The sequence below is a fragment of the Streptomyces sp. NPDC091272 genome, from assembly GCF_044757485.1.
Taxonomy (GTDB): domain Bacteria; phylum Actinomycetota; class Actinomycetes; order Streptomycetales; family Streptomycetaceae; genus Streptomyces.
The window spans coordinates 240,542-265,324 of the sequence record NZ_JBIVVC010000008.1 but is presented as its reverse complement, the minus strand read 5'-3'; the positions used below and the strand labels follow the sequence as shown (position 1 = coordinate 265,324).

Here is a 24,783-nt window from a genome sequence, read left to right as displayed (position 1 = left end):
CCCATGCATGAGCAGAGCGCGCAGGATCCCGTCCTCGCACACGTCGAGGGCCACGCCGGACACCTCGTCCTCAACCGCCCCCGTGCCCTCAACTCCCTCACCCACCCCATGGTCCGCACCCTCGGATCGGCCCTCGCCGCATGGGAGTTCGACCCGGCGGTGGAAACCGTCGTGATCTCCGGTGCGGGCGGGCGCGGGTTGTGCGCGGGCGGTGACATCCGCGCCATCCACGACGACGCGCGGGACGGTGACGGGCGGGCGACCGAGGCCTTCTGGTGGGACGAGTACCGGCTGAACGCCCGTATCGCCCGCTTCCCCAAGCCGTACGTCGCCGTGATGGACGGCATCGTGATGGGTGGCGGCGTCGGCGTCTCCGCCCACGGCAGCCTCCGCGTCGTCACCGAACGCTCCCGCGTCGCCATGCCGGAAACCGGTATCGGCTTCGTCCCCGACGTCGGCGGTACGCATTTGCTCGCACGGGCCCCCGGTGAACTGGGCACCCACCTCGCGCTGACCGGAAACGCGGTGGGCCCCGCGGACGCCCTGTTGTGCGGGCTCGCCGACCACTTCGTACCCTCGGCGCACCTGGACGCGCTGCTCGCGGACCTCGGTGCGCTGCCGGCCGCGGAAGCTGTACGGCGCCACGCGGCGGAGCCCGGCGAGGGGGAGCTGGCGGACGCGCGCCCGTGGATCGACCACTGCTATGCGGCACCGACGGTCGAAGAGATCCTGGACCGGCTGTCCAACAGCGGGGTGCAGGCGGCTAAGGAGGCCGCCGAAACGATCCTGACCAGGTCACCGACCTCTGTGAAGGTGACTCTGGAAGCCCTGCGGCGGGCACGTGGGCTCGGCTCGCTGGAGCGGGTGCTGGTGCAGGAGTACCGGGTCTCGTGCGCTGCGCTGCACCGGCCCGACCTGGTGGAGGGGGTGCGCGCGCTGATCGTGGACAAGGACCGCAACCCGCGGTGGTCGCCCGCGACACCCGCCGAGGTGTCCGACGAGGACGTGGCCCGGTTCTTCGCGCCGCGCACAGCGGGTCGCGAGCTGCACTTCGCGTCCTGCGCCGACACCCCTCCCCCGTCCGGGCCGACGCACCCGACGCGCGGCCCTGGCAGTTGACCCGTCTCCGCCCGCGCGGGACGCGTGGCGGTGGGTACGAACCCCGGCCGTGCGACGGCGTTTCCTGCCCCGCCCTGGGTACGTGCAGAACGTAGGGGCACGGCATCGCGCACGGCGGATCGCGGAGGCGGGACAGGAACATGACGGTGGAGAAGCGGACGGTGCTGGTGCTGGACTGCGCGGAGGCGGACGAGTTGGCGGAGTTCTACGCCAGGCTCTTCGACGCGGAGACCCGCAGGGGCGAGGACATGGACTTCGTGGAGATCGTCGGGCACGAAGGCGTCCATCTGGCGATCCGACGGGACCACGGGTACGCGCCGCCGAGCTGGCCGCGTCCCGACGACTCGCAACAGGCCCATCTGCGCATCCTGGTGGCGGCCGAGGACATGGACGAGGCGGAGCGCGAGGTGATCGGCCTGGGCGCCCGCCCGTTGGAGACACCGAACAACACCGGCCTCAGCCGGGACGTGCGGCGCTACTCGGACCCGGCCGGCCACCCCTTCTCCCTGGTGTCCTCCCCCACGGGCCGCGGCAAGGAGCAGCCGGAGGGGGAACTGCGGCTGGCCTGAGCTCCGGGCGCCGGCCGATCCCGCGCGGCTCAGGGCTCGGTGCTCGGCGCCCGGTGCCCGGTGGTGCGGTGCGCGGCGCTCGCGGTCAACCTTTTCGTTAGGGCATCCGGGTGGACGGATCAAGGCAGGTCAGGAGAGGTCAAGGTCACAGCGGTTACCCCTGCTGCGGCTTTGGCGCACTGCCCTAGCATCTGGGCATGACGGTCCTGCCTGACGACGGGCTCTCCCTGGCCGCCGAGTTCCCTGATGCGACCCATGAGCAGTGGCAGCGCCTGGTGGAAGGCGTGCTGCGCAAATCGGGTAAAGACGTCACGGGGTTCGCGGCCGAAGAAGCCCTGTCCACTTCCCTCGACGACGGGCTCATCACGCGCCCGCTGTACACCGCCGACAACACCCGCGACACGGGGGCAGCCGGCCTGCCCGGTTTCGCCCCGTTCACCCGGGGCTCCTCCGCTGCGGGGGCGACGGCCGCCGGCGGGTGGGACGTACGGCAGCGGCACGAGCGGCCCGATCCCGCGCTCGCCAACGAGGCGGTGCTGGCCGACCTGGAGAACGGTGTCTCCTCGCTGTGGCTGGCGGTCGGCGCCGCCGGAGTTCCGGTGGCCGGGCTGGAGCGCGTACTGGACGGGGTGTACCTCGATCTGGCGCCCGTCGCCCTCGACGCCGGGGCCGAATTCGACGCTGCCGCACGTGAGTTGCTCCGCCTCTACGAGGTGCGCGGCGTGGCCGCCGGCGAGGCGCGGGGCAACCTCGGCGCGGACCCGCTGGGAGTCGCCGCCCGCACCGGTACGTACGATCCCGAACTGGCCGAACAGGCTGCCACCCTGGCCAAGTTGACGTCACGTCAGTACCCGGGCCTGCGTGCACTGGTGGTGGACGCGCTGCCCTACCACGAGGCAGGAGCCTCCGCCGCGCAGGAGCTGGGCTGCTCCCTGGCCACCGGCGTCGCCTACCTCCGCACCCTCACCGGTGCCGGCCTCGACGTCGAAACGGCGTGCGGGCAGCTCGACTTCAGGTACTCGGCCACCGCCGACCAGTTCCTCACCATCGCCAAGTTCCGTGCGGCCCGCCTGCTGTGGGCCCGGGTCGCCGAGGCGTGCGGTGCGCCGGGGGCCGGCGGGCAGCGGCAGCACGCGGTGACGTCGTCGGTCATGATGACGCGGCGCGACCCCTGGGTGAACATGCTGCGTACCACGATCGCCTGCACGGCGGCCGGGGTGGGCGGCGCGGACGCGGTGACCGTCCTGCCGTTCGACCGGTCGATCGGCCTGCCGGACGCGTTCGCGCGCCGTATCGCCCGTAACACCTCCACCATCCTCGTCGAGGAGTCGCACCTGTCGCGGGTCGTCGACCCGGCGGGCGGCTCCTGGTACGTCGAGCGGTTGACGGACGAACTCGCGGCGGCGGCCTGGGAGTGGTTCCAGGAGATCGAACGCGCGGGCGGCCAGGAGCGGGCACTTGCCTCCGGGCTCGTCGGCGCACGGATTGCCGCCACCTGGGAGCGGCGTACGAAGGCGCTCGCCCAGCGGCGTGAACCCATCACCGGGGTCAGCGAGTTCCCGCTCCTCGCCGAACGCGCCGTCGTCCGCGACCCGGCGCCCGCGAGGCCCTCGGGCGGGCTGCCCCTGGTCCGCCGCGACGAGGCGTACGAGGCGCTGCGCGCCCGCTCGGACGCCCATCTGGTCGCGACCGGAACCCGGCCGCGGGTCTTCCTCGCCGCGCTCGGGCCCGCCGCCGCGCACACCGGGCGGGTCACCTTCGCCGCGAACCTCTTCCAGGCGGGCGGCGTCGAACCGGTGCACGATCCGGTGACGGTCGACGCGGACACGGCTGCCGGGGCGTTCGCCGCGAGCGGCGCGGGCGTCGCCTGCATCTGCTCCAGCGACGCCCTGTACGCGGAGCAGGCCGCGCAGGTCGCGGCCGCCCTCAAGGAGGCGGGGGCGCGGTCGGTGTTCCTCGCGGGCCGCCCCGGGGAATCCGAAGACTCGTACCGGAGTGCCGGCGTCGACGCGTTCGTCTTCGCGGGCTCGGACGCGGTGGCCGTGCTCACCTCCGTCCTCGACCGTATGGAAGTGAAGTAATGGGCAGCATTCCCGACTTCTCGCAGATCCCGCTCGCCGGGCCCGGATCACCGGCCGCCCCCGCCGGGCCCTCGTCCCGGGCGCAGGCCGCACCCGCCGGATCCGACGAGCAGTGGCGCTCCGCCGTCAAGGAGGCGACGGGGCGAGGTGTCGAGGATCTCGTCTGGGAGACGCCCGAGGGCGTTCCGGTCAAGCCGCTCTACACGGCCAAGGACACCGAGGGCCTGGACTTCCTGCAGACGTACCCCGGAGTGGCCCCGTACCTGCGCGGTCCGTATCCCACGATGTACGTCAACCAGCCGTGGACGATCCGCCAGTACGCGGGTTTCTCGACGGCCGAGGAGTCCAACGCCTTCTACCGGCGCAACCTCGCCGCCGGCCAGAAGGGACTCTCCGTCGCCTTCGACCTGCCGACCCACCGCGGTTACGACAGCGATCATCCCCGGGTGACCGGTGACGTCGGCATGGCGGGCGTGGCGATCGACTCGATCCTCGACATGCGCCAGCTCTTCGACGGCATCCCGCTGGACAAGATGTCGGTGTCGATGACGATGAACGGCGCCGTACTGCCGGTCCTCGCGCTGTACATCGTGGCCGCCGAGGAGCAGGGGGTGGGGCCGGAGAAGCTGGCCGGGACCATCCAGAACGACATCCTCAAAGAGTTCATGGTCCGCAACACCTACATCTACCCGCCGAAGCCCTCGATGCGGATCATCTCCGACATCTTCGCGTTCACCTCGCAGAAGATGCCGCGCTACAACTCCATCTCCATCTCCGGCTATCACATCCAGGAGGCCGGTGCGACGGCCGACCTGGAGCTGGCCTACACCCTCGCCGACGGCGTCGAGTACCTGCGCGCGGGGCTGGAAGTGGGCCTGGACGTCGACGCGTTCGCGCCCCGGCTGTCCTTCTTCTGGGCGATCGGCATGAACTTCTTCATGGAGATTGCCAAGTTGCGGGCCGCGCGGCTGCTCTGGGCGAAGCTGGTCAGGCAGTTCGAGCCGTCGAGCGCCAAGTCTCTTTCCCTGCGCACCCATTCGCAGACCTCGGGCTGGTCACTGACCGCCCAGGACGTCTTCAACAACGTGCCGCGCACGTGCATCGAGGCGATGGCCGCGACCCAGGGCCACACCCAGTCGCTGCACACCAACGCCCTCGACGAGGCACTCGCCCTGCCCACCGACTTCTCCGCGCGCATCGCCCGCAACACCCAGCTCCTGCTCCAGCAGGAGTCCGGCACCACCCGCGTCATCGACCCCTGGGGCGGCAGCGCGTACGTCGAGAAGCTCACCCACGACCTGGCGCGGCGCGCCTGGCAGCACATCGAGGAGGTGGAGGCGGCGGGCGGCATGGCGAAGGCCATCGACGCGGGCATCCCCAAGCTCCGCATCGAGGAGGCCGCCGCCCGCACCCAGGCCCGGATCGACTCCGGCCGTCAGCCCGTCATCGGCGTCAACAAGTACCGGGTGGCCACCGACGAGGAGATCGACGTCCTCAAGGTCGACAACTCCTCGGTGCGCGCCCAGCAGATCGCCAAGCTCAGGCGGCTGCGCGAGGAGCGCGACGAGAACGCCTGCCAGGACGCCCTGCGCGCGCTCACCGCGTCCGCCGAGCGGGGTTCCTCCCGGAACCTGGACGACAACCTCCTCGCCCTCGCCGTGAACGCGGCCCGCGCGAAGGCGACCGTGGGCGAGATCTCGGACGCGCTGGAGAAGGTCTACGGGCGGCACGCGGGCCAGATCCGTACGATCGCCGGTGTGTACCGCAACGAGGCAGGAGAGTCCCCTTCGGTGGAGCGCACCCGTGCCCTGGTCGACGTCTTCGAGCAGGCGGAGGGCCGCCGCCCGCGCATCCTGGTCGCCAAGATGGGCCAGGACGGCCACGACCGGGGCCAGAAGGTGATTGCCACGGCCTTCGCGGACCTGGGCTTCGACGTCGACGTCGGCCCGCTGTTCCAGACCCCGGCCGAGGTCGCGCGCCAGGCGGTCGAGGCGGACGTGCACATCGTCGGGGTGTCCTCCCTCGCCGCCGGGCACCTCACGCTGGTGCCGGCGCTGCGGGAGGAACTGGCGGCGGAGGGCCGGGAGGACGTGATGGTCGTCGTCGGTGGGGTGATCCCGCCGCAGGACGTCCCCACGCTCCTGGAGATGGGGGCGGCCGCCGTGTTCCCCCCGGGTACGGTGATCCCGGACGCGGCGTACGACCTGGTGAAGCGGCTGGCGGCGGACCTGGGGCACGAGCTGACCGGGCCGGACGAAGACTGAACCGGATGCCCCCGAAGACTGTGCCGGACGGAGACTGAGGACCGGATGCCCCCGAAGACCGACATCGAGGCGTACGCCAAGGGCGTGCTCGACGGGAAGCGGGCGTTCGTCGCCCGTGCCATCACTCTCGTCGAGTCGTCCCGCGCCGATCACCGGGTGCTCGCCCAGCAACTGCTCACCGAGTTGCTGCCGCACTCGGGCGCGGCACGCCGGATCGGCGTCAGCGGGGTTCCCGGTGTCGGCAAGTCGACCTTCATCGACGCGTTCGGCACGATGCTGACGGGGCTCGGGCACCGGGTGGCGGTGCTCGCCGTCGATCCCTCGTCGAGCCGGACGGGCGGCTCCATCCTGGGCGACAAGACCCGGATGGAACGCCTGGCGGTCGATCCGTCCGCCTATGTGCGCCCCTCCCCCTCGGCGGGGACGCTGGGCGGGGTGGCGCGGGCGACGCGGGAGGCGATGGTGGTCGTGGAGGCCGCCGGTTACGACGTCGTACTGGTGGAGACGGTGGGCGTCGGCCAGTCCGAGACGGCGGTGGCGAACATGGTCGACTCCTTCCTGCTGCTCACCCTGGCCCGTACCGGCGACCAGTTGCAGGGCATCAAGAAGGGCGTCCTGGAGCTCGCCGACATCGTGGCGGTCAACAAGGCCGACGGACCGCACGAGCGCGACGCGCGGTCCGCGGCGAGGGAGCTGGCGGGCGCCCTGCGTCTGATGCACCCTGCCGACGCCAACTGGACCCCCCCGGTGCTGAGTTGCAGCGCCCGGGAGAACGCGGGGCTCGACGAGGTCTGGGACCGCCTGGAACAGCACCGTACGCTCCTGGACTCGTCCGGCCGGCTGGCCGCCAAACGGGCGGGCCAGCAGGTCGACTGGGCGTGGGCGATGGTCCGCGACGAGCTGCTCGGCCGCCTGCACTCCCATCCGGCGGTACGAAGTGCTGCACCCGGCATCGAACACGCGTTGCGCGAGGGCGAGTTGACCCCCACGCTGGCGGCGGAGCGGATTCTCGGCGCGTTCGAGGAGTGACCGCGGGCATGTCGGTGTACGCACTGATCGGCGTGGTCGCCGCCGTGGCGGGCGTCCTGCCCCCTCCGTGACCCGTACGGCGTAGCCCGTCCCCGGTCGTCCCCGGCCTCCCCCCGCGTCCCCGCGGGTCACCGGTGGGTCAGTCCTGCGCCTTGCGTTCGAGTGCGGAGATGAGGCTGTCGTCCAGCCGGGACAGCAAGGTGGCGGGGTCGGTCCAGATCTCGGCGGCGCCCGCCTGCTCCAGATCCGCGCGCGGAATGCCTCCGCAGAGCAGGCCGACGGTCCGCACCCCGGCCCGTGCTCCCGCCTTCATGTCCCACACGGTGTCCCCCACGAACACCGCGTCCTCGGGGTCCGCCCCCGCGATCTCCAGTGCCTGGTGCACCGGGTCCGGGGCGGGCTTGCCCTGTTCGACGTCGTCCGCGCTCGCGACACCCACGATGACGTCGTCCGCGCCGATGGCCCGGCGCAGGGCCGCCAGCTCGGGGCCGCCCGCCGAGGTCGCGAGCACGATGCGCCAGCCCCGTCGGTGCAGGGTGTGCAGCAGATCGCTCGTCCCGGCGAACGCGGGCAGGCGTTCGAAGTACGTCCCGTACAGCGTGGTGTGCGCGGCGCTGATCGTGTCGTCCTGGTCGCGGTCGCGGCCGTCCCCCAGAAGGTGGCTGATCAGGTCGTCCGAGCCGAGTCCCACCGCACGGTGGATGTCGCGCATCGGCACGTCGTGACCTGCCTGGCGGAAGGCCTCCCACCAGGTGACGACGTGCAGGTGGTTGGTGTCGACGAGGGTCCCGTCGACGTCGAACAGAGCCGCGCGTGCCATCCGTCTCATCCCTTGCTCGTGGTGGTGCCTCGGGTGGTGGTGCTTGCTGTGAGGTGCCTCGGCTGGTGGTGCGAGGGCCGGTGACCGGGCTCCTCGATCATGCACCCGTTCCCGGCCCGGAACATCTTGTCCGTCCGCCTGGTCCGTCTGCCCGTCCGGCTTCCCGTGCGACGGCGGCGCTACGCCCGGATTCCCGCCCTCCGCGCCGTCACACCTGCGGTTCCGCGGGTTTTGCCCTCGTCCGAAGGGGCACTGGGAAGATCGCCGGCCCGCTCGGGGGCGGCGCCCGTGTGCGCGCCCCGGCGAAGCGCTTCAGAGTGGGCAGGGTGCGGGCGGCGCCGACCTCGCCCCGCACCCACTGCTGGTGAACGTCGGTGGAGAACGAGAAGGAGTACGTGCCATGCCAGGTGACCAGATCCCGCGGCCGGCTGCCGAGGCCGCCGCGGGCTTCGCCGCCGTGGTCGGGCGCGTCGAGTCGGGCGAGCTGGAGTTCCCGCTGCCCGGCTCGGGGCGTACGGCCGACCGGTTCGCGGCGCTGCGGGACGTCGCGGCGAGCGGGCTGTGCACGGCGCGGCTGGTGGAGGGCCACGTCGACGCCACGGCCATCCTGGCGGAGCTGGGCGCTCCGGCGCCCGCCGCCGGGGAGCGGTGGGGCGTGTGGGCCGCGGAACCGCCCGGTGAGGGGCTCACGGCGATCCGCAAGGACTCGGGGTGGGTGCTCGGCGGGTTGAAGCAGTACTGCTCAGGAGCGCACAGCTGCACGCACGCGCTGGTCACCGCACGGGCCGGGGAGGAACGCCGGCTGTTCGCGGTACGGGTGGACGAAGAGGGCTGCCGGCCGGTGGAAGGCACCTGGCAGGCCGTCGGCATGGCGGGCAGCGACACTCCGGACGTGCGGTTCACCGACGTACCGGCCCAGGAGGTCGGCGGGCCGGAGGCGTACGTGCGCAGGCCGGGGTTCGAGCACGGTGGCATCGGGGTGGCCGCGTGCTGGTACGGCGGCGCGCTGGCGGTCGCCCGCGTCCTCAAGGAGGCCGCGGCACGCCGTGCGGACCCCCATACGGACGCGCACCTGGGGGCGGTGGACGTGCAGTTGCACGCGGCGCAGGTCCTGCTGGAGCGGGCGGCCGAGGAGATCGACGCGGACCCGCTGGACTCCGGGGGCGGGGCGCGGCTGCGAGCACTGCGGGTACGCGCCTTCGTGGAGTCGGTGTGCGAGGCCGTGCTGGAGCACGTGGGACGGGCCACCGGGGCCGGGCCGCTGTGCCACGACGCCCGCCACGCCCGGGACGCGGCGGACCTCACCGTGTACATCCGTCAGCACCACGCCGAACGTGATCTCGCCGGACTCGGAGCACTGCTCGCACGGCCGGAGGGCGACCGATGACCGGCGTCCCGGCCCGGCCCTTCGCCGACCCCATCCAGGCCCCGGGCACGGACGAGGCGGCGTGGCGGGCGTGGTCCGGCTGGGCGGAACTGCCCGAGCTCACCGTGAAGCCCTGCTCCCGCGCGGTCGTCGTCGCGGCGCACCCCGACGACGAGGTGCTCGGTTTCGGCGGCGCCATCGCCATGCTCGCGGCGGCCGGGGCGGAGGTGACCGTGGTCGCGGTCACGGACGGCGAGGCCTCGCACCCCGGGAGCCGGGTACTCACCGCGGAGGATCTCGTACGGGTGAGGACGGCCGAGACCCGCGCCGCGCTCGCCGAACTCGGGGCGAAGGACACCACGGTCGTACGGCTGCGGGTGCCCGACACCCAGGTCGGTCCGTACGAGGACCACGTCGCGGCACAGCTCGCGCTGCTCGTCCAGGACGCGGACCTGGTCGTCGCGCCGTGGACGGGTGACGTGCACGGCGATCACGAAGCGGCGGGGCGTGCCGCGGAGCGGGCGGCTGCCGACGCCGGCGTGCCGTGCTGGCTCTATCCGGTGTGGATGTGGCACTGGGCGACGCCGGGCGATCCCGCGGTGCCGTGGGACCGGGCGGCGCGCATCCTCCTGCCCCCGGACGTCCGGGCCCGCAAGAGGGCGGCGGTCGAGCGCTTCGTCAGCCAGGTGCGGCCACTTGGCCCCGGCCCCGGCGACGCCGCGATCCTGCCGCCCGAGGAGCTCGCCCATCATCTGCGCGACCTGGAGGTGGTGTTCCGATGACCGGCACGGCGGACCCGGCAGGAACCGCGGACGCGGCGGGTACCCTCAGCGCACGCCACGCTGCCGCGCCCCCGGGCGCCCCGGAGGGAGCCCCCGGCACCCCCGCCTCGTACTTCGACGACATGTACCGCCACGCGCCCGACCCCTGGCACCTGGCCGAGCGCTGGTACGAGCGGCGGAAGTACGACCTCACAGTGGCCTGTCTCCCGCTCCCCCGCTATCGGCGCGCCTTCGAACCCGCCTGTTCGGTCGGCGAGTTGACCGTCCGGCTCGCCGAGCGCTGCGACCAGTTGCTGGCCTGCGACCGGGTGGAGTCGGCCGTGGTCAGCGCCCGGGAGCGCACGGCCGGGCTGCCTCATGTGGAGGTCAGCCGGCTCACCCTGCCGGCGCAGTGGCCCGCGGGCAGCTTCGACCTGATCGTCCTGTCCGAACTGCTCTACTACTTCGATGCGGCCACCCTCCAGGAACTCCTGGCCCGCGTCGTCGACTCCCTCGACGAGGGCGGCACCCTCGTCACCGTCCACTGGAACCACCCGGTCCCCGAACACCTCGGCACGGGCAGCACGCTCGCCGAGATCGTCGGCTCGGTCTCAGGGCTGTCGCTGACGGCCGACCACCGGGAGGACGACTTCGTCCTCCAGGTGTACGTGCGTACGGGCCCGGACGGTGCGCCCGCGCCCTCGCCCGCCGCGCGCGAAGGCCTCGTATGACGGGTGTGGAGCCACGGCGCTCCGTCGTCGTGATCGTTCCGGCGTGCAACGAGCAGTCCCTGCTGCCGGCGGCGCTGGATGCGATCGGCACCGCGGCCAGGCACCCCGCTCTCGAATCGGTGCGGGTGGTCACGGTGGTCGCGGCGGACAGCTGCACGGACGGCACGGCAGCGATCGCGCGGTCAGCGGGCGCGTTGGTCGTCCCGGTCCGCTACCGCAACGTCGGGCGCGCCAGGGCCGCCGCGGTGGCGGCGGGGCTCGCCACCCTCCCCGCCGCCGGGGCCGGCAGTGCGTGGATCGCGTCCACGGACGCCGACAGCAGGGTGCCGGCGGACTGGCTGGCCTTCCATCTGGCCAGGGCGGAAGAGGGTTGGGAGGCGCTCGTCGGAACCGTCGCCGTGGACCGCTGGCCGCCGCACTCGCGCAACCTCGCCGTCCGCTACCACCGCCTGTACGAGGCGTCCCGGCCGCCCGCGGGGCACCGCGGGCCGCGGGACCAGGGGCGGACCGGCTGGCAGCATCCGCACGTGCACGGTGCGAACCTCGGCTGTTCGGCGGGCGCGTACGCGGCGGCGGGCGGCTTCCCGCCGTTGCCGCTGGACGAGGACCACGGTCTGGTCGCCGCCCTGGAGCGGGCCGGGGCCCGGATCCTGCGTACTCCCGACTGTCCCGTCACCACCTCCAGCCGGTTGCGCCCCCGGGCCCGCGGGGGCTTCGGCGATCACCTGGCCCGCCTCGACAGCCTCGACCGCGTGGACCGGCCGGCCAAGATCGTCGGGGAGCCCGAAGAGGCCGGGGAAGCCGCGGGATAGCGGACCGCACCGCGCACCGCACAAACGGGGGCCAGGACGGCCCTTGGCGGGCCGCACCCGCGCACCACACAAGCGGAGGCCAGGACGGGCCCTTGGCGGACCGTCCTGGCCTCCGTGCTGCTCCGGAACCCGCTTCTCAGCCGGTCGCGGAGTCCCTACGCGCGCCTGCGGGGTCCTTGCGCATGCCCGAGGGGTCCGTACGTGCCGCGCACAGCGCCCAGATGACGAACACGCCGATGCCGATGGAGATCAACGCCCAGATCGGCACGTACGGCAGCCACAGGAAGTTGACGACGATGCTCAGGGCGGCGAGCATCACACCGGTCGCCCTGGCCCACAGGGCGTTCTTGAGGATGCCCCAGCCGACCACGGCGAGCACGATGCCGAGGATGAGGTGGATCCAGCCCCAGGTGGTGACGTTGAACTTGAAGACGTAGTCGCCGAGGCGGGTGTAGACGTCGTCCTTGGCGATGCCGACGATGCCCTTCAGGATGTCGAGAACGCCGTCCACCAGCAGCAGCACGCCTGCGAACATGGTTCCGCCCGCCGCCCAGGGGCTGCCGCCCGCGAGGTGCGGGTCGGTGCCGCTCGGGGTTCCTGCGGGCGTCGTTGAATGTGCCACGAGAAGCTCCTTCGTCGGGCGGTACGTCGCGAACCGACGTGGCAACCACGGTCAGGGCCGCGGGAGGTGGACGACAGCGGAGAGGGGCCGTTCGGGTGACAGCACCGCTGACCGTGTCGCTCGTCCTCGGCCTGTCCGAGGGGCGGGCGTGCACCCCCGCCGCCAGGCACATCTCCCCCATCGGGACAGGAGCAGCACAGTGAGCCATCCATCTGAAGACAGCCCCGCACCCCGGTGGGAGCCCACGGCCGCCGGGGTGCTGCGCCTCCCGTCCGGACGGCTGGTCCGGGGCCGGGGACTGCGCGTCCGCCTGCCGGAGGGTCCGGCCCCTACCTACGCCTTGTATCTGCTCGGTGAGCAGCCGCCCGCGGTGCCGTGGGAGGCGCACTGGCTGCGCTGGCCGGACTTCCGGCTGCCGGCCGACCGGGGCGGGGCCCAAACCGTGCTGGCCGAGGCCCTGGCCCGTACCGGCACCGACCGCGTCGAGCTGGCCTGCGCCGGCGGCCGCGGACGCACCGGCACCGCACTCGCCTGCCTCGCCGTCCTGGACGGCGTCCCCCCGCGGGACGCGGTCCGCTACGTCCGCGCCCACTACGACCGCCGCGCGGTCGAGACCCCCTGGCAGAAGCGCTACGTACGGCACTTCACCCCCTGAACCCACCGCGCGGGATCCCCACCACACACAGGCAGCGGTCGCACACCCCTCTCCCGGGAGCCACCGCTCTTGGATACTGAGGACGCAGTTCGACCGCCCCTGCGCCGCCCTGCTGGAGGTACACATGAGGATGCTCATCAACGTGCCGGAGACCGTCGTGTCGGACGCCTTGCGCGGAATGGCCGCCGCGCATCCCGAACTCGCCGTCGACGTGGAGAACCGGGTCGTGGTGCGGCGGGACGCACCCGTCGCGGGAAGGGTCGGACTCGTCTCCGGCGGCGGCAGCGGGCACGAGCCGCTGCACGGGGGCTTCGTGGGCCCCGGAATGCTCTCTGCCGCCTGCCCCGGCGAGGTGTTCACGTCACCCGTGCCGGACCAGATGGTGCGCGCTGCCGCCGCCGTCGACGCGGGCCTGGGGGTGCTGTTCGTCGTCAAGAACTACACCGGGGACGTACTGAACTTCGACATGGCGGCGGAACTGGCGGAGGAGGAGGGCATCCGCGTCGACAAGGTGCTTGTCAACGACGACGTCGCGGTGACCGACAGCTTGTTCACGGCGGGACGGCGCGGCACCGGGGCGACCCTTTTCGTGGAGAAGATAGCCGGGGCGGCGGCGGAAGAGGGCGCCCCGTTGGAGCGGGTGGCCGAGGTGGCGCGGCGGGTGAACGGGTCCGCGCGGAGCTTCGGGGTGGCGCTCAGCGCCTGCTCGACCCCGGCCAAGGGCAGCCCGACCTTCGAACTGCCGGCAGGAAAACTTGAGTTGGGCATCGGTATCCACGGCGAGCCGGGGCGCGAGCGGCGGGCCATGATGACCTCGCACGAGATCGCCGACTACGCGGTGGACGCCGTGCTGGACGACCTGCGACCGACCGGCCCGGTACTGGCCCTGGTGAACGGGATGGGCGCGACCCCCCTGTTGGAGCTCTACGGGTTCAACGCCGAGGTGCAGCGGGTCCTTCGCGAGCGTGGCGTGCCCGTGGCCCGTACCCTCGTCGGGAACTACGTCACGTCCCTCGACATGGCGGGTTGCTCGGTGACGCTCTGCCAGGTCGACGAGGAACTGCTGCGGTGGTGGGACGCGCCCGTACAGACTGCTTCACTGCGCTGGGGCCGCTGAGAATCCCCGTGCCGGAGGCAGTCGCCGGATCCAGGGCCAGGGTCAAGGGCAGAGCCAGAGTCAGGGAAGCGTTCTCGGAAGGAGACTTGGTGTTGGATTCTTCGTTCTTCCACCGGTGGATGAGCGGCATGGCCTCCGCCGTCAAGGAGGCGGCCGACCGGCTGACGGAGCTCGACTCCGCGATCGGCGACGCCGACCACGGAAGCAATCTGCGGCGCGGCTTCGCAGCCGTCGCAACTGTGCTGGAGAAGGAGCCGCCCAGCACACCTGGCGGCGTACTGTCCCTGGCCGGACGGCAGTTGATTTCGACGGTGGGCGGTGCGTCGGGGCCGCTGTACGGGACGTTGCTGCGGCGCACGGGCAAGGCGCTCGGCGAGGCGCAGGAGGTGTCCGTGGCGGAACTCGCCCAGGCCCTGCGGGCCGGTGTCGACGCCGTGGCGAAGCTGGGCGGGGCCGCGGCGGGAGACAAGACGATGCTGGACGCGCTGCTGCCCGCGGTGGCCGTCCTGGAGGAGCGCTCCAGTTCGGGAGTACCGTCGCCCGCCGAGGTCTTCGCCGCCGCCCGTGACGCCGCGGAGAGCGGCGCTCTGGCCACCGTGCCGCTCCAGGCACGCAAGGGGCGGGCCAGTTACCTCGGTGCGCGAAGTGTCGGCCACCAGGACCCAGGAGCCACCTCGGCCGCCCTGCTGCTCCGTACGCTCGCCGGGGTGGACGGATGAGCGCGGTGAAGGACGGCGGCAGCGTGGCGGACGGCGGCGGCCTGGTCGGGGTGGTGCTCGTGTCGCACAGTGCGGCGGTGGCAGCGGCCGTCGCCGAGCTGGCCCGGGGGCTGGCCGGGGGCGGCCCCGCCGCTCCGGTCGCCGCCGCGGGCGGAGACTCGGACGGTGGCCTCGGCACCAGCGCGCAACTGATCGCCGAAGCAGCCTGGTCGGTGGACCGCGGGGCCGGAGTTGCGGTGCTCGTCGACCTGGGCAGTGCCGTACTCACGGTGAAGTCAATGCTCGCGGACGCGGACGCGGAGGAGGCGGCGGCGGAAGCGGAGAGTGACCGTGGGCCGGACGGTGCGGGGGGCGGACTGCCGCCCCGCACACGGATGTTGGACGCGCCCTTCGTGGAGGGCGCGGTGGCCGCCGTCGTCACCGCTTCGGCAGGGGCTCCGCTGGACGCCATCGAGTCGGCGGCCACCGAGGCGTACACCTACCGGAAGGTCTGACACCCGTACCGGAAGGTGTGACACCGGTACCGGAATGTAAGACACCGGTACCGAGAGGTCTCCCACCGGCATCCGGCGGGACGGCGTCCGCGCAGGAGCCGTCACGTTCGTGCCGCGTTCGCGTCCGCGTCCGCTCGATTCAGTAGCCCGCGGGGGTGACGCCCACACCCGCGCCCCCTGCCACCGCGTCCTCCGCCGGCGCGAACCAGGTCGGCTCGTTCGCGAGGGCCTGCTTGATCCGGAAGGTGGCGAACTCCCGCATCTCGGGGAGCGCGTCGACCGGGAACCAGCCGACCTCAAGGGACTCCTCGTCGTTGACCGCCGCCTCGCCGCCGGTGGCCCGGCAGGCCACCGTGATGTCCATGAACTGGCAGATGTCGCCGTTGGCGTACTGCATCGGCCGCAGGGTCTGGACCAGGACGACCCGCTCCACCTCGCACTCGACCGCCGTCTCCTCGAACACCTCGCGCACCGCCGTCCGGGCCGGCTGCTCGCCGGGGTCGGAGATGCCGCCGACGAGGGACCACTCGCCGTTGTCGGAGCGCCGCCCGAGCAGCACCCGGCCCTCGTCGTCGAAGACGACGGCCGTCACGCCCGGGAGAAAGAGCAGTTGGTGTCCCGCGGTGGAACGGATGTTCTTGATGAAATCGGGAGTAGCCATGACAGAACCCTAATGGAGCTGTTACTTGCGTCGTGCACGTACTGCTCGCGTGACGGTCCACGCGATGCCGGCCGCACCGAGCAGGGCCAGTGCGATCTCCGGGGCGATGCCGACCCGGGTTGCGGGAGTCAGCGAGGAGCGCAGCGGCACCTTCGCGACCAGGGCGTCCGGGGTGAACATCTTGGTCTGCTGGACGACCTTGCCGTCGGGCTGGATGACCGCGCTGACACCGCTGGTGACCGGCACGAGGACGGCCCTGCCGTGCTCGGCGGCACGCACCCGGCTCATGGCCAGTTGCTGGTACGTCATCTCGCTGCGGCCGAAGGTGGCGTTGTTGCTGGGTACGGCGATGAGCTGGCCGCCGTGCACCACCGTGTCCCGTACGGCGTCGTCGAAGGCCGCCTCGTAACAGGTGACCAGGCCTACCTTTGTGCCCGCCATGTCGAAGACGCCGACCTTCTTGCCGGGTCCGAAGTCACGGCGCACCCGGTCCACGTCCGAACTGAAGAGGCGGGCGAAGTCGCGCATCGGCATGTACTCGCCGAACGGCTGTATGTGCCGTTTGTCGTACGTGTCGACGGGCCCGCGCTCGGGGTCCCACTGGATGAGGGTGTTGCGCAGTTTGCCGGTGTCGGGGGTGAGCACCGCGCCGATCGCGACGGGGACGCCGATCTCCCGGACGGCCCGGTCGATGACTTCGCGGGCGTCGTAGTTGCGGTACGGGTCGAGGTCCGAGGAGTTCTCCGGCCAGATGACGAAGTCGGGCCGGGGCTCCTTGTGGTTCTTGACGTCCTCGGCGAGCTGCTCGGTACGGCGGGCGTGGTTGTCGAGGACGGCGCGCCGCTGGTCGTTGAAGTCCAGGCCGAGGCGCGGCACGTTGCCCTGGATCAGGCCGACGGTGGCCGTGCCGTCCTCGGCGGAATCGTCGAGGAGGGGGCGGGCGGCGAGCGACACCACCAGGGGGACGAGCACGGCGAGAGCCGCCACCGCGACACCTGCTCGGGAGGCGGGCCTCGTCCCGCCGGACGGGGCGGGGCGCGAGGCCGGGAACGGGCGCCCGCCGGACGGGGCGGTGCGCCGGGCCAGGAACTGCCGCACCGCCTCGTAGAGGCCGAATCCGCACAGGGCGACGGCGAAGCCGACGAGCGGGGTGCCGCCGAGCGCCGCCAGCGGCAGGAAGACCCCGTCCGCCTGCCCGAAGGCGATCTTCCCCCAGGAGAAGCCCTCGAAGGGGAACCGGGATCGCAGCCCCTCCCCCAGGACCCACAGCCCGGCCGCCCACACGGGCCAGGCGGGGAGCTTCGAGGTCGCGGTCACGCCCATGCCGACAAAACCGAGGAACAGCGCCTCGATGAGGGCGAGCGCGAGCCACGGCACGGGGCCGACCTCCTCGCCCGTCCAGGACAGCAGCGGGACGAGGAAGCCGATCCCGAAAAGCAACCCGAGGCCGAATCCGGTGCGCAGCCTGCGCCCGCGCAGGGCCCAGCCGAGCAGGGCGAAACCGGGCAGGGCCAGCCACCACAGGGGGCGGGGCGGGAAGCTCGCGTAGAGCAGCAGTCCGGACACGGCGGCTGCGGCGGACCGCACCAGCCAGAACCCTCGGCGGGGTGCGGCCGGGGCAGGTTCCGGCGGGGCTGCTGCGGGGGTGATGGTGGCGCTCACCCGGCGGAGTCTACGGTGGCTCCGGGCGCGCTGAGCAGGACGGTCCCTCGCTGCCGCCCGCAGGGGCGGAAGCCCGCCAGGCGTTTGCGTCGTCCGTGCACGATCCAGGCGATGCGTCGTCCGTGCACGGCCCAGACGATGCGTCGTCCGTGCACGGCCCAGGCGATGCGTCGTCTCGGCACGATCCAGGCGATGCGTCGTCCAGGCACGATGTTGCGAGACACATCCACAAATTTCGCCGCTCCCGTTACCGTGTGCGCCAGTCCTTGCCGCACGGCCGGTTCCGGCCGGAGCCGGCGGGGCCCGTCACGGTGCGGGGGGCGGCGGGATGGACGTGCGCAGCGGCGGTCCGGTCACGGAGGGCGGGCAGGAGCCCCGGGACCGCGGTGGCGCGTGTGACGTGGCCGGCGCGGTCGTGCTGGGCCTGTGCGCCGTCTGGGCGCTGGTCTGCGCCGCCGGGCGGGACGCGCGCCCCGAGGGCGTGCTGCTCGCGGTGCTCGCGGTCGCCGCCGGGTACGCGTGCGGGCGGATCTTCGGCACCCTGCTGCCGGTGCTCGCCGCCACTTCTCTCGCGCTCGGCGCCCTCGGGCTCGCCCTGGCATCCGGGGAAAGCATGCCAGGTGCGAGCGCGTCACCGGCGCCGGGGCACATGGGGGCGGCCGCCGCGTTGCTGGTGCTGGCCGCGGGTGCGGCATGTGTCGCGGCCGGGGCCGCGCAGGCGGCTGCCGTACGGGTGCTGCTGCGGCTGGTGGCTCTCGCGGTGGCCGCGGGGGCGCTCGCCCTGGGGTCGGCGGCCGGCTTCGCCGCGGTGCTGGGGGTGCTGCTGTGCTCCCTGGCGGCCGCCAGGATGCGGCGCAGACTGCCCGGCCTGGTGGGGCTGGTGGTGGCCGCGGTCTTGGTCGTCGGGGCGTCCTGGGCGGTCGCCGAGGACGTACTCCCGCAGGGGCTGACGGTGTCCCTGCGCGGACAGCTCACGCCGAGCCGGGTGGGGCTGTGGCAGGACGCTCTGGACATGGCCAAGGAGAACCCGCTGGCCGGGGTGGGCCCCGACCGGTTCGGCGGGCTCAGCCAGGTCGCCCGCCAGAGCGTCGACTCCGACGGCAAACCGCACTCGGCGCCGTTGCAGCAGGCGGCCGAGCAGGGGGTGATGGGCGTGGCACTGCTCGGTGCGGCCTACTGCTGGCTGGTGTACGGGCTGTGGCGCTCGCCCCGGAGCACGCCGGTCGTCCTCTCCGCGGGCGCCGCGCTGACGGCGCTGGCAGCTCTGGCGAGCATCGGCAACGCGTTGAGTTTCACGCCGGTGACGGCCGGTGCCGCACTGCTGGCGGGTCTGGCCACGGCGCGCCTCCAGCAGGGCGCGGCCGAGGACCCGCCGCGGGACCGGGCGCGCGACCTGCACCGCTGAACCGTCGGGCGCTCGGCCCGCACCGCCCAACCGTCAGACGCTCGGCCCGCCGGCCGCCGAGCCGTCAGGCACTCACCCTGCACCACCGAGCCGTCAAGCGCTCGGCCTGCCCGCCGCCGGGTCGAGGCGGAGCCGGTCCCGGACTGCTCGGACCGCGCCCGCCGCGTCGTCGACGGTGACCGTGAACGTACGTCCGTCGCCGAGCTTCAGCACCACGGCCTCGCCGCGGCGCACCACCACCGCCATGCCCTGGTCGGGCCGCCAGCGGTAGCCCCAGCCGCCCCACTGACGCGGGGTGACCCGTGGCGCGAACTCGGCGCCGACGACGTGCGAGAGCAGGATGCGGCGGCGGGGCAGCCCGATGTGGCCGCAGCGTACTTCCAGGGCGTGGTCGTCGACCTTCACCGCCACATGGACGAACGCCAGTGTCCCGAACAGGATGAGCAGTCCGGCCGCGACGCAGCCGACGACCGCCATCAGGAGCGGGACGACGCCGGAGACCCAGGAGGAGTCGACGGCGAGTTCGATGCCCAGCGCCAGGAAAGCCGCGCCGGAGGCCGAGAGCAGCCACTGCGCGCGGTTGGTCGCACGGCCGGTCCAGGTGTTCGCGTGGGGGGCGGGCTCGCTCGGGAGACCCTCAGCCCCGGGGATTTCCCTCATGCGTGGCAGCGTACTCACGTTCCGCGGTCATGGCAGCCAGCAGGCGTCCCTCGGAGTAGGCGAGGGCGGGTGCGGTCAGCGTGGCCGACCTGCGTCCGCTGAGGAGAACCGTGAGGTGGGATGAGGGATCGGCGGCCGGCGCCGGCTGGGCACCGGCCCGGCGAAGTGCCTGCGCCGCGACGGCCTCCGCCGAGCCGAGCAGCGTCAGGGGTGTCTCGGCGTCGGCCGGCTGGAGGGCCGCGCGGATGCGGTCCTCGACCAGCTCGTAATGGGTGCATCCCAGGACGACGGTCCTTACATCGGACGGCGTCAGCGCGGCGGCGGCGGCCACCGCCCGGTCGATCCCGTCCTCGTCGGCGACCTCCAGCGCGTCCGCGAGGCCGGGGCAGGGCACCTCGGTGACCCGGACACCCGCGGCGAAGTCACGGATCAGGCCGCGCTGGTAGGGGCTGCCGGTGGTGGCCGGGGTGGCCCAGATCGCGAAGGGGCCGCCCCCCGCGGCCGCAGGCTTGATCGCAGGAACCGTGCCGATGACCGGAATCCCCGGCTCCAGCTCGGCGCGGATCGTCTCCAGCGCGTGCACGGTGGCGGTGTTGCAGCCGATGATCAGTGCGTCCGGCCGGTGCGCGGCGGCGGCCCTGGCGACGGCCAGGGCGTGCGCCGTGATGTCCTCGGGGGTACGGGGCCCCCAGGGCATCCCGTCGGGGTCGGAGGCGACGACCAGGTCGGCGTCGGGCCGCAGCCGGTGCACCGCCGCCGCCGCTGCCAGCAGTCCGATTCCGGAGTCCATGAGCGCGATCTTCACCCCGTCACCTTAGCCCGACCCTTCGAACGCCCCGGCGTCCTCCCGCCGGGCCCGCTCCTGCGGCAGACTGCGACGGTGAGCGTCGTCGCGTGGATCGCTGTGGGATCGCTGACCGTCTGGCTGTGGCTGCTCCTCGGCCACGGTTTCTTCTGGCGTACCGATCAGCGCCTGCCGCGCCGGGCCGAGCCGCCCGCGGGGCAGTGGCCTTACGTGGCCGTGGTGGTGCCCGCGCGCGACGAGGCGGCGGTGCTGCCGGAGAGCCTGCCGTCACTGCTGACCCAGGACTACCCGGGCGGCGCCGAGGTGATCCTGGTCGACGACGGGAGCAGCGACGGCACGGGCAAGCTCGCGCGCGCCCTGTCGGCGCAGTACGGCGGGCTGCCGCTGACGGTGATCTCCCCAGGTGAGCCGGGCCCCGGGTGGACGGGCAAGCTGTGGGCGGTGCGCTACGGGATCGAGCTGGCCCGAGCGAGCAGCCCGGAGTATCTGCTGCTCACGGACGCCGACATCGCCCACGAGCCGGACAGCCTGCGGGAGCTGGTGGCCTCGGCGCGCGGCGGAGGATTCGACCTGGTGTCACAGATGGCCCGGCTGCGCGTGGTCAGTTACTGGGAGCGCCTCGTCGTCCCGGCGTTCGTGTACTTCTTCGCGCAGCTCTATCCGTTCCGGTGGGTCAACCGCGACGGGTCGCGGACGGCCGCCGCCGCGGGCGGGTGCGTGCTGCTGCGTACGGAGACGGCGCAGCGTGCGCGGGTGCCCGAGTCGATCCGGGGCGCGGTGATCGACGACGTGGCGCTGGCCCGGGTCGTGCGGCGCGCGGGCGGGCGGATCTGGCTCGGTCTCGCCGACCGGGTGGACAGCGTGCGCCCCTACCCGGGCCTCGGCGACCTCTGGCGGATGGTCTCGCGCAGCGCGTACGCACAGCTGCGGCACAGCCCGCTGCTGCTGCTCGTGACGGTGGCCGGGCTCGCGGTGGTGTACCTGGCACCGCCGTACGCGTTGGGGGTCGGGCTGCTCACCGGGGACGCGGCGGCCGGGTGGGCGGGGCTCGCGGCGTGGGCGGTGCTGGCGGGGACGTACGTCCCGGTGCTGCGGTACTACCGGCTCACGCTGGCGCTGGCCCCGCTGCTGCCGTTCACGGCGCTCCTGTACACGCTGATGACGGTGGACTCGGCGGTCCAGCACCTCAGGGGCCGGGGCGCGGCCTGGAAGGGGCGTACCTACGCCGGTCCCCGGGCCGCGCCGGACCGCTGAGGGGCCCTCACTTCCGGCCGGGGGTCCAGTTCATGCCCCAGCCGTAGGCCTGGTCGACGGTGCGCTGCGGGCTCACGCCGCGCTGGGGCACCAGGTACTGGGCCTCCCTGCGGACCGTGAGGTCGCCGTTCTCGTAACTGATCAGGGCGAGGGCCGCGACCGTCGAGGGCACGGTGCACTCGTCGAGCGAGAAGTCGATCGGGGCGCCGTTCTGCGGGGTGAGGGTCACCGTGGCGTGCAGATCGGCGAAGGAGCGCGCACCCTCGTAGATCGTCACGAAGATGAGCACGCGGCGCAGTTGGGCCTTGTGGTCGAGGTTGACGGTGAGGTTCTCGCCTGCGGAGAGCGCGCCGGTGCGGTCGTCGCCGTCCAGCAGGATGAAGGGCGGCTGGTGGAGCGAGCCGAACGCGTTGCCCAGGGCCTGCACCACGCCCTTGCGGCCGTCGGTGAGTTCGTACAGCGCGCACAGGTCGAGGTCGAGGTCGGAGTGCTGCGCCATCGCCCGGCCGAGCTTGCTGCCCCAGCCCTTGAACTGCTTGCGGGACTCCCAGTTGAGGTTGACGCGCATGGCGCCGCTGGAGCCGCCCTGCTTGGCGAGGGAGACGGCCGGCGCGGCCTTGGTGAGCGTGACCTTGGTCAGTTGCACGGGAGCGGTCGCCGGCCCCGGCGCGGGGGCGGCGGGTGCCACGGGGGGCGGCGTGGCGTGGGACGGCGCTGGCGCGGACGGCCACGAGGTGGCGAGGGCCTGCGGCGCGTCGGGAGCCGCGGGCCACACGGGCACGGTGGGCGCGGGCTCAGGTGCGGGCGCGGGGGCAGGGGTGGGAGGAGCCGGCGTGGGGGCTGCCGGTGCGGGGGCAGGTGCGGAGGAGGGGGCAGGGGCGGGGGCGGCCCGCTGCGGTTCGTCGACCGTGATGCCGTAGTCCGTCGCGAGCCCTTCGAGGCCGCTGCTGTAGCCCTGGCCGACCGCCCTGAACTTCCAGGCGCCCTGGCGCCGGTAGAGCTCCCCGAGCACGAACGCCGTCTCCACGGTGGCGTCCTGGCTGTCGAAGCGGGCGATCTCCGCGCCGCTCGCCGCGTCCAGCACCCGTACGTACAGCCCCGGCACCTGCCCGAAGCTGCCGCCGTCGGCGGACGCGGCCAGCACCACGGTCTCGACCGCGCCCTCCACGCGCGCGAGGTCGACGGAGAGGGTGTCGGTCACCTCGCCGGCGCCGCCGGGCCGCTTGCCGTCGTGGCGGACCGCGCCCGAGGCGTGCGCGGGCTGGTTGTAGAACACGAAGTCGGCGTCCGAGCGCACCCGGCCACCGGTGAGCAGGAGCGCGGACGCGTCGACGTCGGGCACCCCGGGGCCCGATCGGCGGCCCACCTCGATCCGCACGGACTGTGCCGGCACCGGCACGTTGGTTCCCTTAAGCATGGACATGCTCGCCCCCATCGCGAGTCGAAATAGACCGTTCCTTACACGATCCGAACGCTACAAGACGACCGTTTTCCCCAAGTTCGCTCTGATTAGTGACCCAGGACCACTCACAACACGTAAAACAACCCTCTTATCGGGCTCCCCAACCAGAACATCTTGGGCTTAACTTAGTTGCCATGACCTCCCCCCGCGCCACCTATGGCGGCGGCTACTATTCCGCGCCGTCCTTCCCGGACACCCCGATCTACGACTCCCTCGTCGCCGAGCGGGGCACGCCCCAGATCGCCCCGATCCGGGTGCCCGCCATGTACGACTCGGGCAACAGCTATCTGCCGGCCCTGCCGTCCGCGCTTCCCGCACTGCCGGCCGCACCTTCGCACCCGCAGCCCGCCTACGGCTACCCCCAGCCCGCGCAGCAGCAGCCGCCCGTCCAGCAGTACCAGCAGGCACCGCACCTGCAGCAGGCTCCCGTTCCGCAACTGCAGAACGCGCCCGCGCCGTACATCCCGCAGCAGGCCGGCCCGCCGCGCGGGTACCCGGGTGGCCAGCCCCCGCAGATGCAGCGTCCGCAACCGCAGCGCCCGGTCGCACCGCAGGGGCAGCAGCAGCCGCAGCCGCAGCGTCCCGTCGCACCCGCAGGTTACGAGGCGATGCGTCCGGTGGCCCCGCGCCCCGCGCCCGCCGCCGCACCGTACGAGGACCCGTACAACAGGCAGTACCAGCAGGGCGGCGGCTACTAGGGGGACCGGCCGGGAGCTGCTGGAGGCACTCCCCGCCCGGAGGCACACAGTGGACTCGGAAAGATGTCCGAGCCCGCTGGCAGGATGGTCCGCATGACCCACTCTGTTGAGGCCTCGGTGCACTCGCTGCACGTCTATCCGGTGAAGGCGACCCGCGGTTGCGCACCCCGGGAACTGGCGATCGAGCCCTGGGGGCCCGTCGGGGACCGCAGATGGCTGCTGACCGACGCGTCGGGGAAGGGGATCACCCAGCGCGAGCACCCGAGGCTGGCGCTCGCCGGGTCCGAACCGCTGCCCGGCGGTGCGGTGCGGCTGTCCGCCCCGGGCCTCGACCCGCTGGAGGTGAGCGTCCCCGCGCCCGTACGGACGGTGCCGGTGACGCTGTTCGGCGACAAGTACGAGGCGGTGCCCGCCGGTTCGGCGGCCGACGCGTGGTGGGGCGCGTACCTGGGCTGCGAGGTGCGCATGGTGCACATGGACGACCCGGCGCACCGCCGGCTCATACACCCCGACTTCGGGCGCGCGGGCGAGAGCGTGAGCTTCGCCGACGGGTTCCCCCTCCTCGTCACCACCCTGTCCTCGCTCGACGCCCTCAACTCGCTGATCGCGCAGGGCGACATGCCGGACGAGGGCCCCCTTCCGATGAACCGGTTCCGGCCGAATCTGGTGCTGGCGGGCACCGCCCCCTGGGCGGAGGACGGCTGGCGCCGGATCACCGTCGGCGAGGTCTCCTTCCGGGTCGCGAAACCGTCCGGGCGCTGCGTCGTCACCACCACGGACCAGGCCACCGCCGAGCGCGGCAAGGAGCCGCTGCGCACCCTCGCGAAGCACCGCAGGTCCGCCGGGATGCTGGTCTTCGGCCAGAACGTGGTGCCGGAAGGCACCGGGGTGCTGCGGATCGGTGACCCGGTGGTCTTCGAGGAGGCATAGAGTTCTGTCCCGGTTCGGCCGAATGAGCACGCCCCCTCCCGGGAACTCGCTGATGCGGCAGGCGCGTTGGGCGGACGCGGAAGGGGC

25 protein-coding genes are annotated in these 24,783 nt (G+C 72.9%); 17 read left to right on the top strand and 8 right to left on the bottom strand.

Annotated elements, in window-relative coordinates; translation table 11 throughout:
- Positions 1 to 3: 3 nt before the first annotated feature.
- From ACIQM4_RS23440 to meaB, 5 genes are all read left to right on the top strand, one after another.
- Positions 4 to 1,119 (top strand): enoyl-CoA hydratase/isomerase family protein, encoded by a 1,116-nt coding sequence (locus ACIQM4_RS23440; protein ID WP_401594816.1) that lies wholly within the window; start codon positions 4 to 6, stop codon positions 1,117 to 1,119.
- A gap of 140 nt (positions 1,120 to 1,259) precedes the next feature.
- Entirely contained in the window at positions 1,260 to 1,688 is a 429-nt protein-coding gene (locus ACIQM4_RS23435) for a VOC family protein (protein ID WP_401594813.1), read from the top strand.
- Positions 1,689 to 1,885: 197 nt separating this feature from the next.
- The gene (locus tag ACIQM4_RS23430) at positions 1,886 to 3,769 is read left to right on the top strand and encodes a methylmalonyl-CoA mutase family protein (RefSeq protein WP_401594811.1); all 1,884 of its coding nucleotides are present in this window, start codon (positions 1,886 to 1,888) and stop codon (positions 3,767 to 3,769) included.
- Entirely contained in the window at positions 3,769 to 6,033 is a 2,265-nt protein-coding gene (scpA, locus tag ACIQM4_RS23425) for a methylmalonyl-CoA mutase (RefSeq protein WP_401594808.1), read from the top strand. Before ACIQM4_RS23430 ends, scpA begins: the two co-directional genes overlap by 1 nt.
- A gap of 45 nt (positions 6,034 to 6,078) precedes the next feature.
- Complete coding sequence (meaB, locus tag ACIQM4_RS23420) at positions 6,079 to 7,062, top strand: methylmalonyl Co-A mutase-associated GTPase MeaB (protein WP_401594805.1); 984 nt, start codon at positions 6,079 to 6,081, stop codon at positions 7,060 to 7,062.
- A gap of 139 nt (positions 7,063 to 7,201) precedes the next feature.
- On the opposite strand, the gene ACIQM4_RS23415 is transcribed toward meaB, so the two are convergent.
- On the bottom strand, positions 7,202 to 7,882 hold the full coding sequence (locus tag ACIQM4_RS23415; protein ID WP_401594802.1) for an HAD family hydrolase: 681 nt from the start codon (positions 7,880 to 7,882) through the stop codon (positions 7,202 to 7,204).
- 400 nt (positions 7,883 to 8,282) lie between these two features.
- On the opposite strand from ACIQM4_RS23415, the gene ACIQM4_RS23410 reads away from it, so the two are divergent.
- From ACIQM4_RS23410 to ACIQM4_RS23395, 4 genes are all read left to right on the top strand, one after another.
- On the top strand, positions 8,283 to 9,269 hold the full coding sequence (locus tag ACIQM4_RS23410; protein WP_401594799.1) for an acyl-CoA dehydrogenase: 987 nt from the start codon (positions 8,283 to 8,285) through the stop codon (positions 9,267 to 9,269).
- Positions 9,266 to 10,030, top strand: a complete 765-nt coding sequence (locus ACIQM4_RS23405) for a PIG-L deacetylase family protein (protein WP_401594796.1) — start codon at positions 9,266 to 9,268, stop codon at positions 10,028 to 10,030. The genes ACIQM4_RS23410 and ACIQM4_RS23405 overlap by 4 nt, the downstream gene beginning before the upstream one ends.
- Positions 10,031 to 10,152: 122 nt before the next feature.
- Positions 10,153 to 10,740 carry a class I SAM-dependent methyltransferase gene (locus ACIQM4_RS23400; protein ID WP_401595057.1) on the top strand — a complete coding sequence of 196 codons (588 nt, stop codon included), beginning with the start codon at positions 10,153 to 10,155 and terminating at the stop codon, positions 10,738 to 10,740.
- Positions 10,737 to 11,552, top strand: a complete 816-nt coding sequence (locus tag ACIQM4_RS23395; RefSeq protein ID WP_401594793.1) for a glycosyltransferase — start codon at positions 10,737 to 10,739, stop codon at positions 11,550 to 11,552. The genes ACIQM4_RS23400 and ACIQM4_RS23395 overlap by 4 nt, the downstream gene beginning before the upstream one ends.
- Before the next feature lie 136 nt (positions 11,553 to 11,688).
- On the opposite strand, the gene ACIQM4_RS23390 is transcribed toward ACIQM4_RS23395, so the two are convergent.
- On the bottom strand, positions 11,689 to 12,174 hold the full coding sequence (locus tag ACIQM4_RS23390; protein ID WP_401594790.1) for a hypothetical protein: 486 nt from the start codon (positions 12,172 to 12,174) through the stop codon (positions 11,689 to 11,691).
- Between the two features lie 199 nt (positions 12,175 to 12,373).
- Here ACIQM4_RS23390 and ACIQM4_RS23385 point away from each other — a divergent pair, with 199 nt between their 5' ends.
- The 4 genes from ACIQM4_RS23385 (at position 12,374) to ACIQM4_RS23370 (ending at position 15,159) form a co-directional block, all read left to right on the top strand.
- On the top strand, positions 12,374 to 12,829 hold the full coding sequence (locus ACIQM4_RS23385) for a protein phosphatase (protein ID WP_401594787.1): 456 nt from the start codon (positions 12,374 to 12,376) through the stop codon (positions 12,827 to 12,829).
- Between the two features lie 124 nt (positions 12,830 to 12,953).
- Positions 12,954 to 13,946 carry a dihydroxyacetone kinase subunit DhaK gene (dhaK, locus tag ACIQM4_RS23380; protein ID WP_401594784.1) on the top strand — a complete coding sequence of 331 codons (993 nt, stop codon included), beginning with the start codon at positions 12,954 to 12,956 and terminating at the stop codon, positions 13,944 to 13,946.
- A gap of 89 nt (positions 13,947 to 14,035) precedes the next feature.
- Complete coding sequence (gene dhaL, locus ACIQM4_RS23375; protein WP_401594781.1) at positions 14,036 to 14,665, top strand: dihydroxyacetone kinase subunit DhaL; 630 nt, start codon at positions 14,036 to 14,038, stop codon at positions 14,663 to 14,665.
- Complete coding sequence (locus tag ACIQM4_RS23370) at positions 14,662 to 15,159, top strand: PTS fructose transporter subunit IIA (RefSeq protein ID WP_401594778.1); 498 nt, start codon at positions 14,662 to 14,664, stop codon at positions 15,157 to 15,159. The genes dhaL and ACIQM4_RS23370 overlap by 4 nt, the downstream gene beginning before the upstream one ends.
- A gap of 139 nt (positions 15,160 to 15,298) precedes the next feature.
- Here ACIQM4_RS23370 and ACIQM4_RS23365 read toward each other — a convergent pair whose 3' ends face one another.
- Genes ACIQM4_RS23365 through ACIQM4_RS23355 form a run of 3 tightly spaced genes read right to left on the bottom strand, consistent with a single transcriptional unit; the run spans position 15,299 to position 17,706 of the window.
- The gene (locus tag ACIQM4_RS23365; RefSeq protein ID WP_401594775.1) at positions 15,299 to 15,820 is read right to left on the bottom strand and encodes an NUDIX hydrolase; all 522 of its coding nucleotides are present in this window, start codon (positions 15,818 to 15,820) and stop codon (positions 15,299 to 15,301) included.
- A gap of 21 nt (positions 15,821 to 15,841) precedes the next feature.
- Entirely contained in the window at positions 15,842 to 17,482 is a 1,641-nt protein-coding gene (lnt, locus tag ACIQM4_RS23360) for an apolipoprotein N-acyltransferase (RefSeq protein ID WP_401594772.1), read from the bottom strand.
- Positions 17,479 to 17,706, bottom strand: a complete 228-nt coding sequence (locus ACIQM4_RS23355; RefSeq protein WP_401594770.1) for a hypothetical protein — start codon at positions 17,704 to 17,706, stop codon at positions 17,479 to 17,481. The genes lnt and ACIQM4_RS23355 overlap by 4 nt, the downstream gene beginning before the upstream one ends.
- A 104-nt stretch (positions 17,707 to 17,810) precedes the next feature.
- Between ACIQM4_RS23355 and ACIQM4_RS23350 the strand changes: the two genes are divergently transcribed.
- Positions 17,811 to 18,887, top strand: coding sequence for an O-antigen ligase family protein (locus ACIQM4_RS23350; protein WP_401594767.1), 1,077 nt, complete (start codon positions 17,811 to 17,813; stop codon positions 18,885 to 18,887).
- 93 nt (positions 18,888 to 18,980) lie between these two features.
- Here ACIQM4_RS23350 and ACIQM4_RS23345 read toward each other — a convergent pair whose 3' ends face one another.
- Together ACIQM4_RS23345 and ACIQM4_RS23340 are read right to left on the bottom strand one after the other, a co-directional pair.
- Positions 18,981 to 19,547, bottom strand: coding sequence for a hypothetical protein (locus tag ACIQM4_RS23345; RefSeq protein ID WP_401594764.1), 567 nt, complete (start codon positions 19,545 to 19,547; stop codon positions 18,981 to 18,983).
- Positions 19,525 to 20,352: a glutamate racemase gene (locus ACIQM4_RS23340; protein WP_401594761.1), complete on the bottom strand. Its 828-nt coding sequence runs from the start codon at positions 20,350 to 20,352 to the stop codon at positions 19,525 to 19,527. Before ACIQM4_RS23340 ends, ACIQM4_RS23345 begins: the two co-directional genes overlap by 23 nt.
- 75 nt (positions 20,353 to 20,427) lie before the next feature.
- Between ACIQM4_RS23340 and ACIQM4_RS23335 the strand changes: the two genes are divergently transcribed.
- Complete coding sequence (locus ACIQM4_RS23335; protein WP_401594759.1) at positions 20,428 to 21,606, top strand: glycosyltransferase; 1,179 nt, start codon at positions 20,428 to 20,430, stop codon at positions 21,604 to 21,606.
- Between the two features lie 7 nt (positions 21,607 to 21,613).
- Here the strand turns inward: ACIQM4_RS23335 and ACIQM4_RS23330 are convergent, their stop codons facing one another.
- Positions 21,614 to 23,041, bottom strand: coding sequence for a TerD family protein (locus ACIQM4_RS23330; RefSeq protein WP_401594756.1), 1,428 nt, complete (start codon positions 23,039 to 23,041; stop codon positions 21,614 to 21,616).
- A gap of 161 nt (positions 23,042 to 23,202) precedes the next feature.
- On the opposite strand from ACIQM4_RS23330, the gene ACIQM4_RS23325 reads away from it, so the two are divergent.
- Both ACIQM4_RS23325 and ACIQM4_RS23320 read left to right on the top strand, forming a co-directional pair.
- Complete coding sequence (locus tag ACIQM4_RS23325) at positions 23,203 to 23,766, top strand: DUF6643 family protein (protein WP_401594753.1); 564 nt, start codon at positions 23,203 to 23,205, stop codon at positions 23,764 to 23,766.
- A 93-nt stretch (positions 23,767 to 23,859) separates the two neighbouring features.
- A complete protein-coding gene (locus ACIQM4_RS23320) occupies positions 23,860 to 24,696 on the top strand; it encodes an MOSC domain-containing protein (protein ID WP_401594750.1) in 837 nt (278 codons plus the stop codon).
- Positions 24,697 to 24,783 lie beyond the last annotated feature (87 nt).